A 12,952-nucleotide genomic window follows, 5' to 3' on the forward strand; every position below is an offset into this window, starting at 1 on the left:
AATCTGCCACAGGACAAATGACTAATGACAAGTTTAATTATGAATTAGTAATTTTCTATACCTCTAATTCTTGAGCAGGTTTGATTTGCTCAAGAATTTCCCAGATTTGCTGTAACATTGGCTCTAAACCGATGCGGGTAACTGCTGAAATTAAAAAAACCGGGGCGTAGGAGAGATGATTTAGTTGGGTAGCTAATGCCTCCAAATCGACAGTTTCGCGATCAACTGCATCAACTTTATTCAACGCCACAATTTGCGATCGCTCTGCTAAACCTCTTCCATAAGCTTTTAATTCTTGCTGAATTGTATTATAGTCTCTAACCACATCATCACTGGTGGCATCAATTAAGTGCAGTAGCACCCGTGTGCGCTCGATATGACGCAAAAAATCGTGTCCTAGTCCAGCCCCTTGGGCAGCTCCTTCAATTAATCCGGGAATGTCAGCGAAAACAGTACCATCGCCAGTAGGTTTTCTGACTACACCCAAATTAGGGATCAGGGTAGTGAATGGGTAGTCTGCAATTTTTGGACGTGCAGCTGATAAAGATGAAATTAAAGTCGATTTACCAGCATTTGGTAAGCCAATAATCCCGACTTCTGCCAAAAGTTTCAACTCAAGACGTAATTGCTTTATTTCCCCTGGTAATCCTGGGAGAGCGTATTCGGGGGCGCGATTACGGTTACTTAAAAAATGCTGATTTCCCAGTCCACCTTTACCACCTTGAGCAACAAGCAAAGTTTGCTGAGGCTCAATTAAATCCCCGAACAATTCGCCTGTTTGGGCATCATAAACGGCTGTACCACAGGGAACTTCAATCATCAAATCTTTGCCATTAGCCCCAGTACAATTATTCGGGCCTCCACGAGTACCGTTTTCGCCTTGAAAGCGGTGATTGTATCTGAAGTCCAGCAACGTTTGCAGGTTTTGCTCGGCAACAAAAATTACCGAACCACCTCGCCCTCCGTTACCACCAGAGGGGCCACCAGCTGGCACGTACTTCTCGCGCCGGAAGGCCACAATACCATCGCCGCCCTTGCCAGCTGCAACTTCAATTTCTGCTTGGTCAATAAATTGCATAGTTAGTCATTAGTCATTAGTCATTAATCATTGGTCATTTGGAATATTACCAATTGATAAACCCGTAATTCTCGAAATCTCCTACTTGAGATTATGCTACCTAAGTTAATGACTAATGACCAATGACTAAATATATGGTGAAATATCTTCACCGCATTTATCTGCCAAATAGGAGAGGGCGCGGAAACGTAAGCCTACCAGTTGTTCATACAATGGGTTAATTTTACACATCGGAGGTATATGCACAATCTTACGTTTAAATAGGGTGACATCGCGTTCAAAGGGGCACTGGGAGGGAATCATTTTACACAAAAAGCGGGCTACTCTTGGGTCTTGGATATCTAATTGATCGAGCCAGTCGCGCACATGATGTAGTGCATGAATTTGGCGTTTTGTAAGCCCAGTTGCAGGGATGGCGGGGGTAATTTGCTGTGGATGTTCTAAGGTGTAACGCAGGGCTTGGAGTAAACTCTCTGGCTGTTCTAAGGCTTGGCAAAACTGTTGCAGAACTTTATCTTCACTGGGAGAATAAGTACCATCTGCGATCGCTACCATCACCGCTGTCCTTAAGAAATTTTCCGCTGCTGTACCTTTACCCAACACTGCGGCTAATTCTTCAGGCGTAATAATCTCTAATGAGTCCCATTGAATCTTAGGAGCTAATTCATGTTTAGTGATACTGGCAATTATTTGCTGTTCTTGCTCATCAAAATTACCATCAGCCCAAGCAACAGTAAGCAGTCCACGTAACCAAGCGGCAATTTGTTCGCTGCTGTAGGGGGATTGAACGGTACTCGTCATAAACTCACGCTTCACGGTTTCCTCGATTAATACTAAGCTACCTTGGAAGATAGCTAAACTGTTACTACGGTTATACTTTAATGTTCATAGTATAGATGGCTATTTTAGTAACCATTTGGAGCAAAATCAGAATATACAAATCCGGTTTGATTTCTGAAAAAAATCCGTACATCTCTAATTCTTTACTTTTGTGTTCCTTATCTCTACGAGTAATTTTAAAAAGTCAGATACTAGTCTTAGATAAAAGGATTATCGATAGTAACATAAATCGAGTGGGTGGCTAAAGAACTATGCATTTCATCAATGTCATGAAAGCGGGATAAGAGATTGGCTTTACAACGCCATTGCCGCTGACGAAGCTGATGCAAAAGTTTCGAGCTATCTTGCTCTATATGTGCATATTTGTTTAAAGCAATTTTTACTTCTGCTAAAAGTACTTGCTCATCTACCAAGCCTCCCACCCCAAAAGCATTAATTAGCCCCAACAAATTATTGTTGAAAAAGTAGTAAGCCAAGCGTTCGTCAGCAGCAACAGTATTTTTACACACTGTATGGCTTCTGTTGCTAAAGCCAGGGAGGATGCTATCTAAATGTTCACTAAAAGCTGGGTGACAATAATAATCTTGATTATCACGGAAAAAGAAGCGGTAAGGATAACCATCTTGTAGTTGTAAAACACTATTTTGTTGATGCGCTTCTAACCCTATGCCATAGGTGAAGTAAAGCCAAAGAATCGGCTCTAAGGAAATTGTTAGGTAACGGCGAAACCAATCGCGGCTAACCTCATTTGTGGTGCGTTGTTCGCGCTCTGCGAGTAAGTTGATGATATTTGTTAAGCGCGAACCATAATTAAGCATAGCATCTTGACATAGGGATATTAAACAAGTTACATCAGTGGCAGGATTGGCTGGGAAAACATTTTCTCGCAATAGCGAAGCGAAGCCACTACTTGGTTCGCCGTCTATTTTCAAAGTGATGTAGGCAGGCTCTCGGATAATATAAAATTGTGGGAAGCGATCGCTCAGTTGGTTACCAACTTCGGTATTCAATAATTGATAAAGTTCTACCGCTCGTTTTAACTCTTTATACGAGATAGCCCGCATCGAGTTAGTTATCTTCACGTTTAAAGACAGTTTGAGCATGAACCTTGCATCAGGATGATAAACTGTGCGAATTGAAGAAGTAGGCATAAAATCTCGCCCTTGCAACCCCAAATCTTGCAGTAATCCTTGATTTAATAACTGCTGCACTACTGCTTGATGGCAGAGAAAATTTGCTTGCCAAGGATGCACCGGTAATAAAGCATATTCATCTTGGCGGCAGTAGTTAATCTTGAAATTTTCATCCACCCAGGTATCTGCCAATAGTTCTGCTTTGATCAGTTCTATAGCTGTTTGTGGCAATGCTGAACCAGACTGCACTATCGACTGATGGGCGCGAAAGTAGTGCAGAGGAAAACGCCCTTTCAATTCTGGAGAATAAGTAGCTAATTCATTCTGCGTAAAACCTTGATGGCTTTTTGGTGTTGGGTGTAAAGGATGCCCAAAAACTAGTGCTTGTTCGGTTTCAATAAAATTACTTTTGAAAGCATAAAGAATATCAGCATCCTGTCGCCGCTGCCGAACAAACTGTTCTATATTCCAACAGCTTTGTACTACTCGCCGTAGCAATTCGTCCTCATGCCCATTGCCACCATCAGCTGAGGCCAATTCTTTTGTCAACAGACCAATTAAGGTAATGTAATCGACTTCTAAAAGAGTCGTTTTTCCTACTACCTGATAATAAATTGGAAAGTAAAATAAATGGCGTCCAGTTAATGAATAATAGCGTAAACCAGCCAATATTTGGATGTTTTGACGCTCTAAGTAACAACAGATTAATACCTCTGCTTTGGTACGAGTAAATACCTCATTTATGACATTGTCTATTACTTGAGTATCGGCTTTTATGCTTTTGCCCGCCCCAGTTTCTCGCAGGTAACAATTAAAAAAGCTTTGAATTGTTGCTTGTTCAGCAATTTCTTTTTCAGTACGATTTATAATTAGTTGTGGCATTGCAGCAGTAATGATGGTTTGCTTTATCATTTCAATTTTGGCTGTAATTAATTAAGGATTTTTGAGTCCATAACTAATACCAATTGAAAAAAATTCGCGATAAATATATTTTGATACAGAAGTATCACTTTGCAAACCAACATTTAGGCATAACTGATATCGTCCTATGACTCTCTCTAGGAGAATATTCTGGAATCCCTGTTGCAAAATAGTTTACGCAAGAATCAATATTTTAGGTTTGATATGAGAATTTAATGCCCAAATCTCTAACTTTGCCTTGGTTTGGTGATTTTGTATTTGATTTTTCTTTGATCAGAGTGATGAAACAGAGATATGATGTCCGGCTGAACGCATAAAAGGACAAGGGAAGGGAGAAACAAAAACACAAGTCACAAACGCTCTTGCGAACGCCGGAAAGACTTGTTGTAAGTTCTCCCATGAATCATCTTGTCACTTTGCCCTCTTCAATGACTGCTCCCTAGTCCCTTTTAGACAATTCCTCCATCCTGCTGCGATCGCAATTGTGTTTCTGGCTGAATTGAACCAGCAGGCAAAGCTCTATGTCCATCCAAAGTTCCATTTGGAGAATCTGGAGGATTTGAGCCTCCGCCTCGCCGACGATAAAATATCGCTCTAGCCAAACTCTTAACCAGAATATAGAGAATTGGCACTAAGAACAAACTCAAGAATGTCGAAAGCAGTAGCCCTCCAAACAGTGCTGTCCCCAAAGACCAACGACTACTTGCTCCTGCTCCTTCAGAAATCACCAAGGGTAAAAATCCTAGGAGCGCTGCAAAGGAAGTCATTAAAATCGGTCGCAAACGTTCTTGTCCAGCTTTCACCGCCGCCCGCGTGTAGCTCATGCCCTGCTCGTGCAGCTGATTGGCAAATTCCACAACTAAAATCGCGTTCTTGGCGGCTAAACCAATTAATGTCACCAGACCTACCTGGCAATAAATATCATCTACTACTTTGGGAAATAGGCTACCTGCCATGAAAATATTCGATCGCAACCAAATCGCTGTCATTGCTCCCAAAACTGCCAGAGGAACCGTCAACAAAATAATAATTGGGTCAATGTAGCTTTCATACTGAGCTGACAGTACCAAAAATACAATCGCGATCGCTAAAGCAAAAATCAGTCCGGTAGCTCCTCCAGATGTCTTTTCTTGGAGATAAGTCCCTGTCCACTCGTAGCCAAATCCCTGAGGTAAAACCTCTGCTGCTAGTTGTTCCATCGCTTTAATCGCCTGTCCAGAACTCGCACCAGGAGCAGGAGCGCCTTGGACTTTGATTGAGCGATACAAGTTATAATGCGAGATTGTTTTCGGCCCCACAAAGGGAGTAACTTTTACCAAATTACTCAGGGGAATCATCGCCCCAGTTGATGAGCGAACGTATAACTTGCCAATATCATCAGGATTTGACCGGAAAACTCCATCTGCTTGGACATATACCCGGTACTGTCGCTGTCCTTGAACAAAGTCATTCACATATTGTGACCCCAAGTAAGATTGCAACGACCCAAAGACATCATTAATCTCCACATTCAGAGCTTTGGCTTGATTGCGGTTTACCTGAATTTCAAACTGGGGAGTGTCTGCGGTGAACTGAGTAAAGACTCGTTGGAGAGCAGGGTTTTTATTTGCTGCGGCAATGAACTTTTGAGTGGTATCAACCAAAGTTTGAATCGGCGCACTGCCCGTGCGGTCTTGAATGATAAACTCAAAACCACCCGTAGTACTTAACCCTCTAACTGGAGGAGCATTCACAGCGATCGCTCTAGCTTCGGTAATTGTAGACAGCTTTTTATTTAGCCCCTGAAGTATGCCATAAACAGATTGAGATTGTTCGGCTCTCTCTTTCCAAGGTTTCAAGTTAGCAAAGGCAATACCTAAATTAGAAGCGTTGCCATCGAAACCAAAGCCACTAATCATAAAACTAGCTCTCACTTGGGGAAGCGCTGTGATTTCCTTGACAACCTGGTTCATTACGGATTCTGTATACTTCAAAGAAACCCCGTCAGGCCCTTGGACAATTACAAAGAAGTAGCCTTGGTCTTCCTCTGGAATAAATCCGGTAGGCACTGTTTTGTACATGAAAACCGTTGCCAGTAAACCAGCGATAAAAACTCCAATCACAACTGCCTTAATATGGGTAAGATAGCTCACAAACCTGACATATCGGCGGGTGAACCAGCCAAATCCTCGATTAAACTGTGTAAAAAACCAGCCTAAAGGGCCGCGTGGAGTTTGAGCTGGGCGCATCAGGATCGCTGCCATACTCGGAGAGAAAGTTAAAGCATTGAAAGTCGAAATTCCAATCGAACAAGCAATGGTTAAGGCAAATTGTTTGTAGACAATACCAGTAGTGCCGGGGATGAATGCAACCGGAATGAATACCGCCATCAATACCAGTGAAGTAGCAATGATTGCTCCCGTCAACTCTTTCATCGCTTCCACCGCTGCATCAAACGGCTTCAAGCCCTGTTCCAGTTTGACTGCAACAGCTTCCACGACAATGATTGCATCATCAACGACAATACCGATCGCCAAAACGAAACCAAATAAGGTCAGTGTATTAATTTGAAATCCTAAAACCAAAAGAGCTGCACATGTCCCAATCAAGGACACGGGTATCGCAACAGTAGGAATGATTGTGGTACGCCAGTCTTGTAAAAAAACAAAAATTACTAAGACCACTAGCACAATCGCCTCAACCAGGGTGTGTAGCACCTCTTCTAAGGAAATTTCCACAAATGGAGTGGTATCAAATGCTAGCTCGGCTTTGAGTCCTGGTGGAAAACTCTTTGCTAATGTTGCAATTTGTTCTTCAACAGCATGGGCAACTTGTAAAGCATTACTGCCTGGAAGTTGATATATCCCTAAACCCACAGCAGGCTTAGGAGCATTTCCTGGAAGGGTGAATTTGGCATCAGCAAGATAGCTCTCTGCTCCTAGTTCAACTCGACCGACATCTTTAACTTTAACTAGGGTATTAGTGTTCGCAGTACCACTTTGACCCACCTTCAACACCATCTCCTCAAATTCAGCCGCATCTTTGAATCGACTGCTTGCTCGTAAAGCAAATTCAAAGCTTTGATTATCTGGGGCTGGTTCCTTACCAATTGCCCCTGCACCTACCTGAATATTTTGTTCTTGCAGGGCAGTTGTCACATCTTGAGGAGTTAGTTGATGTTGAGCAAGCTTGTTGGGATCGAGCCAAAGACGCATTGCATATTTGCGTTCTCCAAAAATAGTGGCTTTTCCTACACCAGGAATTCGTTTAATCTGATCGAGAATAAATAGGTCAACATAATTACTAATAAAAATGTTGTCATATTCGTTATTTTCTGAGAAGAACCCAAATACGAGAAGCAAACTACTTGATGCTGTTTCAACAGTCACACCAGTTCGTTTAACAGTATCCGGCAATTGAGGATCGGAGAGAGCTTCTTTATTTTGAACGTTTACTTGAGCAATATCACTATTAACATTAGTTGGGAAGGAAACAGTTATATTGCTTGAACCATCATTACCCGTATTAGAAGATATATAAGATACATCTTTAACTCCATTAATTTGTCGCTCAATAATGTTAGTAACAGTGCTTTCTGTTGTTTGAGCATCTGCACCAATATTATTGGAGCTAACAGTGATTTGCACCGGGGCCAGATCTGGTAGCTGAGAAATCGGCAGGATAGGAATACAAATGCTTCCTAGCAGCAAAATGATGAATGTACAGACAGTAGTCAGAACTGGGCGTCTGATAAAAGTGTTGACAAACATAGGCTAGGGATTGGGATTGGGGGCTGGGGATTGGGGAATAGGAGCTGGGTAATGGCAAGCAGAGAGTAGAAGAATTGCAGCAAGTCTTTCCCCAGAACTTTGCACCTGGAGCATCTTGTGCCCAATTCCCAGTCCCCAATTTTCAGTCCCCAATCCCCAATCTCCAATCCCTGACTTATTAAAAGTTTTTATCGCAAACTGTCTCAAAAGTCCAAGATATATTGCTATAACCAAAAAGAATAAATAAAAACTATTAAACAGCATGGATGCAGATTTACGCTTGCTTCGTTACTTTGTTGCCGTGGCTGAAGAGTTGAACTTCACCCGTGCTGCTGAACGCCTATATATCTCACAACCAGCATTATCTAAGCAAATTCGCCAACTAGAGCGGGAATTGGGCATTGAATTACTGCGCCGTAATAGTCGAGAAGTGAAACTGACTGCTGCTGGTGAAGCACTCTTGCCTTTAGCCGAAGGACTAATCGAAGATTGGCAGTTTACTTTATTAAAGCTGCGAGAAGTAGCAGCAAGGGAAACGCAGACATTGCGGGTTGGTTTTATTTGTCGGATTGGCAATGAATTAACAAAATCTATCCTTTCACGGTTTCAAGCCCTACAACCAGGATGGAAGGTGGCGATTCGTTTCTTTGAGTTCTCAGATCCTACGGCTGGACTACTTTCTGACAATACTGATGTTGCTTTATTATGGTTACCAGTTCCCAAACAAGAAAAATTATTCACTGAAATCTTATTGGTTGAGCCAAGATGGGTTGCTTTATCATCTGAGCATCCACTGGCGCAGCGCGAAGTCTTGCAGATAGCTGATTTGGTTAATGAACCGTTTATTTCAGTACCCGCTGAAACAGGAATATGGCGAGATTACTGGTTAGCAAAAAATGAGCGTGACGGACATCCAATCGTTTTTGGCACGGAAGTAAATAATACTAATGAAGCAATGGAGGCGGTGATTAATAATCAAGGAATAGCACTAGTTTCGGAAAGCAGCACACAAGTTTACATGTTGTCCGGACAAACTTTCCGCCGAGTTGAGGATGTCAGCCCCAGTGTGCTAGCTGTGGCGTGGCGACGAGATTCTTTAAACAGCGTTGTTCAAGACTTTGTGCAAGCTTGTCTTGATGTGAGTCAGCCAAGTAGCTGAATGATGACTGGTGACTGGTGACTGATGGCTGTTGAGTGTGAGCAGGGGAATATTTTTATTTGTCAGTCCCAAAACAGAAGTCACTATAATGTGCAATAAATCACCTATGATATCTCCGTAGCAAGTGAAACGACGCAATTATAACGTTTTTGAGACTGCTTCCCTACGATCGCAATCACGGTTATTTGAACGGACATGATATCACCAGCATTGGCTTGGGGCGCTGGTGACTTTTGTGCTTGTCCTCTTCGATGACTTGCTTTTTTAATTTGTATGTGATAATTTCTGTTGTTATTAAACTACACTTATTCGACCGAGATAACGTAGTTTATAAATTAATACTATAGCTCAATGGGCAATTAAGACGAGAGTGATGGAGTTTAATTTTAGACTTTCATTCTGATCTAGGTAACTAAGAATCAAGAATGGCAGGCACTTGTCACGCCTAACTGTAGTGAAATTACCAAACTTCAGAAGACGCTTGACTGGATGCAGGAGCAAAAAATTTTACCGCCAAGGGTAGAGGTTGCTACTGGAATTTATTCTACAGCTAAGTAGAAGTTGAGAAAGCAAGGTAAAAAAGAGCATAATTTTCTCGTTTTTAAAACTTATTCAAAGGAGAGTAGAGGAATGATTTTAGCTGTAATTTCGGCAATTAATATCAATAAAGTTTTACAGCAGATTTCAACAAGCCTGAAGTACATTGTCTAGGTCTGGTAGCTAACTACAGAGCCTATTTTAATTCTGACTTCACCAATTCTAGTGTATTTGCCCTGACTGCTTACTAACTTTATCCTTAAGGAATTTAATACATGACCAAAGTTCTGATTCTCGATGCCAATCAACAACCGTTATACCCAGTGCGTATCAGCCGTGCTAGGCTGCTATTATCACAAGGTAAAGCTGCCGTATTTCAGCGATATCCCTTTACTATCATTCTCAAGGAGCCGTTTTCCCATTTAAAACTTGAGCAACTTGGGTTCAAAATTCACCCTGATGTCAAAAATAAAAAATAAAAATATAGTACTACGATCGCCAAAAGTAAAAAATTTCGTCATTAGGTTGGCACAATAAAACGAAAGTATTTAAATAAAGATTAAGTAAGCAACGACGTATATTGACGCCGACTTACTTAAATTAATGAGGAATATAGATGACGAACGATACTATTTTAGAACCATTACCAGAAGACCAATGGTTTGTTGAAAGCCCAGAACTGCGATCGCTTGTGGCAACAGTACGTAAAATTACGGAAGGTGCTACTGGTGTTAGTACACAAACTCTGGCTATATTAGAACCCTATTTTCAAGAGCTACTTACTCAACAGCAATGGTTACCAGAAAAATTTGCCCAGGTCAATCCTGAAAGTCAAATGGGCGGTGGTATTGGTCAGTGGCTACTTTATCGCGCTCAAGACCGTTCTTTGTCAGTATTTAGCTTGGTGATTCCTCCAGGTTCAACCACTCCCGTCCACGACCATTTAGCTTGGGGATTGATTGGTTTATACAAAGGCAATCAACAAGAAACAGTTTATCAGCGTGTAGATAACGGTAATGCCGCAGGACATGCACAATTACAAGTAACACAAGTGCGCTCGCTTCAAAGGGGAGATATTTACCGCCTCCTACCTCCAGATGGTGATATCCATGCGGTCAAAACCACATCTGAGAGCGAATCTGTATCTATCCATCTTTTAGGCAATGATACTGGTTGCATCTGGCGTCACCAGTTTATTCCAGAATCTCACAGCGTCAAATCTTTTCGCTCTGGATATTCCAATGCTCCTTGCAAAGAGGAGGATAAAGAATATGCCCAACTACGATAGACCGCAACCCCCTGTATTCGAGCAAGTTGAAGATGAACGTCTCCATCGCAAGCAACGCCTAGCCGCTGCTTTTCGCTTGTTTTGTCGCTTCGGCTTCTGTGAAGGCATTGCAGGTCATATTACAGTACGCGATCCGGAGTTTACAGATCATTTCTGGATCAATCCATTGGGCATATACTTCGGTCATATCCGAGTTTCTGACCTAATCTTGGTTAATAAAGAAGGTGAGGTGGTCAAAGGCGATGCTCAGGTCAATCAAGCTGCCTTCGTTATTCATTCTCAGATTCATGAGGCTCGACCTGATGTGATTGCAGCTGCACACGCTCATTCAATTTATGGCAAAGCTTGGTCGAGTTTGGGTCGTCTGCTTGACCCCTTAACTCAAGATTCTTGTGCCTTTTATGAAGACCATGCTTTGTTTGAAGATGATACAGGAGTATTAGATACCGAGCAAGGCAAGCGACTTGCACAAGCTTTAAGGGAAAACAAAGCTATCATCCTGCGTAACCACGGCATTTTAACTGTGGGACATACGGTAGATGAAGCCGCTTTTTGGTACATTAGTCTTGAGCGATCGTGCCAAGCACAATTGTTGGCAGAAGCCGCAGGTAGACCCAGTATTATTCAACACGAAACAGCCCGTTTAACACACACTCAAGTGGGAGCGCCTACAAGTGGGTGGTTTAGCTTCCAGCCACTTTACGAAAGGATTGTGCGGGAAGAACCTGATTTGCTCGATTAAGATTGTATTTTTCGAGTTGTGTTGTAAAAACGAGTAGGGAGTTGAAAAAGGAGACATTATTACTCAAATGAAATTTGTTGCTCAAATATTCAGTATTACTGCCTAATTCGTTCTGATTTATCTAGAATTTTTCTCTTCAACAAGTTTTTGCAACACAACCTTAAACGGTCTGTTCTATAAAAGTGATAATTGATTAACTTTTTTAAGTGTGGGCAAAACCACCCAGGTACAGCAGTTATTACGAGTTTTTAAACAGTCAAAAATATTTTTTACTTACGTAGAAGGAGGCTATATAGAAAGAGTTATTTATGTATACTACGGTATACATATAGGTTTATAGTATTTGTATAGATCGGAGAAATCATTTTGATGATTAGTTTAATTTTTCGCCTCTTGATTAGAAAGTGGATATCATCGATCCAGTTGAGAAATATCTTATTTAAGAACCAACAGAAATTATTCTCTTGCTCAGTACCAATTGCGGGAGCTTTTGTTACAGGGCTATGTTTGAGTTTGCTGTTTACCGCCTGCTCATCAACACCAACAGTTACTCCTACTACCAGTGCTACCTCTGCATCTGTAACTAATTCTACTAACAATAAAGCAACAGTAGTAAAATTTGGTTATCAAAAATCAACGATTTTACTCAGAACCAAGGGTGTTTTAGAAAAGCGTTTAGCACCAGAAGGTATAACTGTACAGTGGACTGAATTTCAAGCAGGACCCCAACTTTTAGAAGCGATGAATGTGGGTAGTATTGATATCGGCCCTGTAGGAGAATCACCACCAATATTTGCTCAAGCAGCAGGAGCATCACTGATTTATGTTGTTGGTACTGCTGCTACTCCAGCCAGTTCAGCAATTCTTGTTCCGGAGAATTCATCAATTCAAAAACTTACTGACCTTAAAGGTAAAAAGGTTGCCTTTCAAAAAGGCTCTAGCGCTCACTTATTGTTAGTCCAAGCATTAGAAAAAGCAGGATTGAAATATACAGACATTGAACCTAAGTATTTGGCACCAGCCGATGCTCGTGCTGCATTTGTTAAGGGTAGTGTAGATGCCTGGGTGATTTGGGACCCCTTCTATGCAGCAGCTCAAGAGGCAACTAAAGCGAGAGTTTTGATTGATGGTACAGGAATTAATAAACAGGGAGGATATTATTTAATGAGCCGCAAATTTGTCACGGAAAATTCCCAAACTGTAAAAGTAATACTAGAGGAAATTCAAAATTTAGAAGAATGGTCTAAACAAAATAGAGAAGAAGTAGCAAAAACTCTAGCACCTGCGTTAGGAATTGACCTAGAAACGATGAGAAAAGCAACTAACAGGCGGACTTTTGGTCTTGTAGCAATTGATGACAATCTGATAAATTTACAGCAAGGTGTTGCAGATACCTATTATAAATTGAAGTTAATTCCCAAACAGGTGAATGTCAAAGATGCTGTATTGACAAAAGAACAATATACTGCGTTATCACCCAAAACTTAGTTTAGAATTAGGAATAA

At 41.4% G+C, this 12,952-nt stretch carries 9 protein-coding genes; 5 read left to right on the plus strand and 4 right to left on the minus strand.

Annotated elements, in window-relative coordinates; all coding sequences use genetic code 11:
- Positions 1-55: 55 nt before the first annotated feature.
- From obgE to FCR06_RS09005, 4 genes are all read right to left on the minus strand, one after another.
- The gene (gene obgE / locus FCR06_RS08990) at positions 56-1,078 is read right to left on the minus strand and encodes a GTPase ObgE (RefSeq protein WP_138498731.1); all 1,023 of its coding nucleotides are present in this window, start codon (positions 1,076-1,078) and stop codon (positions 56-58) included.
- Between the two features lie 126 nt (positions 1,079-1,204).
- Positions 1,205-1,879 carry a Mo-dependent nitrogenase C-terminal domain-containing protein gene (locus FCR06_RS08995; RefSeq protein WP_138498733.1) on the minus strand — a complete coding sequence of 225 codons (675 nt, stop codon included), beginning with the start codon at positions 1,877-1,879 and terminating at the stop codon, positions 1,205-1,207.
- A gap of 236 nt (positions 1,880-2,115) precedes the next feature.
- Positions 2,116-3,963, minus strand: a complete 1,848-nt coding sequence (locus FCR06_RS09000) for an IucA/IucC family protein (protein ID WP_138498735.1) — start codon at positions 3,961-3,963, stop codon at positions 2,116-2,118.
- A gap of 458 nt (positions 3,964-4,421) precedes the next feature.
- A complete protein-coding gene (locus tag FCR06_RS09005) occupies positions 4,422-7,721 on the minus strand; it encodes an efflux RND transporter permease subunit (RefSeq protein ID WP_138498737.1) in 3,300 nt (1,099 codons plus the stop codon).
- Between the two features lie 262 nt (positions 7,722-7,983).
- Here FCR06_RS09005 and FCR06_RS09010 point away from each other — a divergent pair, with 262 nt between their 5' ends.
- The 5 genes from FCR06_RS09010 (at position 7,984) to FCR06_RS09030 (ending at position 12,935) form a co-directional block, all read left to right on the plus strand.
- A complete protein-coding gene (locus FCR06_RS09010) occupies positions 7,984-8,880 on the plus strand; it encodes a LysR family transcriptional regulator (protein WP_138498739.1) in 897 nt (298 codons plus the stop codon).
- Between the two features lie 812 nt (positions 8,881-9,692).
- Entirely contained in the window at positions 9,693-9,896 is a 204-nt protein-coding gene (locus FCR06_RS09015) for an RRXRR domain-containing protein (RefSeq protein WP_138498741.1), read from the plus strand.
- 137 nt (positions 9,897-10,033) lie between these two features.
- Positions 10,034-10,705: a cysteine dioxygenase family protein gene (locus FCR06_RS09020; protein ID WP_138498743.1), complete on the plus strand. Its 672-nt coding sequence runs from the start codon at positions 10,034-10,036 to the stop codon at positions 10,703-10,705.
- A complete protein-coding gene (locus FCR06_RS09025; RefSeq protein ID WP_138498745.1) occupies positions 10,689-11,447 on the plus strand; it encodes a class II aldolase/adducin family protein in 759 nt (252 codons plus the stop codon). The genes FCR06_RS09020 and FCR06_RS09025 overlap by 17 nt, the downstream gene beginning before the upstream one ends.
- Before the next feature lie 369 nt (positions 11,448-11,816).
- Complete coding sequence (locus FCR06_RS09030) at positions 11,817-12,935, plus strand: sulfonate ABC transporter substrate-binding protein (RefSeq protein WP_138498746.1); 1,119 nt, start codon at positions 11,817-11,819, stop codon at positions 12,933-12,935.
- Positions 12,936-12,952 lie beyond the last annotated feature (17 nt).

The sequence above is a fragment of the Nostoc sp. PA-18-2419 genome (genome assembly GCF_005869855.1).
Taxonomy (GTDB): Bacteria; Cyanobacteriota; Cyanobacteriia; order Cyanobacteriales; family Nostocaceae; genus Nostoc.

What these genes read in the sequence shown, in the direction of transcription:
- obgE (WP_138498731.1), bottom strand. Translation starts at nt 1,078, where the DNA reads ATGCAATTTATTGACCAAGCAGAAATTGAAGTTGCAGCTGGCAAGGGC.
- FCR06_RS08995 (WP_138498733.1), bottom strand. Translation starts at nt 1,879, where the DNA reads ATGACGAGTACCGTTCAATCCCCCTACAGCAGCGAACAAATTGCCGCT.
- FCR06_RS09000 (WP_138498735.1), bottom strand. Translation starts at nt 3,963, where the DNA reads ATGATAAAGCAAACCATCATTACTGCTGCAATGCCACAACTAATTATA.
- FCR06_RS09005 (WP_138498737.1), bottom strand. Translation starts at nt 7,721, where the DNA reads ATGTTTGTCAACACTTTTATCAGACGCCCAGTTCTGACTACTGTCTGT.
- FCR06_RS09010 (WP_138498739.1), top strand. Translation starts at nt 7,984, where the DNA reads ATGGATGCAGATTTACGCTTGCTTCGTTACTTTGTTGCCGTGGCTGAA.
- FCR06_RS09015 (WP_138498741.1), top strand. Translation starts at nt 9,693, where the DNA reads ATGACCAAAGTTCTGATTCTCGATGCCAATCAACAACCGTTATACCCA.
- FCR06_RS09020 (WP_138498743.1), top strand. Translation starts at nt 10,034, where the DNA reads ATGACGAACGATACTATTTTAGAACCATTACCAGAAGACCAATGGTTT.
- FCR06_RS09025 (WP_138498745.1), top strand. Translation starts at nt 10,689, where the DNA reads ATGCCCAACTACGATAGACCGCAACCCCCTGTATTCGAGCAAGTTGAA.
- FCR06_RS09030 (WP_138498746.1), top strand. Translation starts at nt 11,817, where the DNA reads ATGATTAGTTTAATTTTTCGCCTCTTGATTAGAAAGTGGATATCATCG.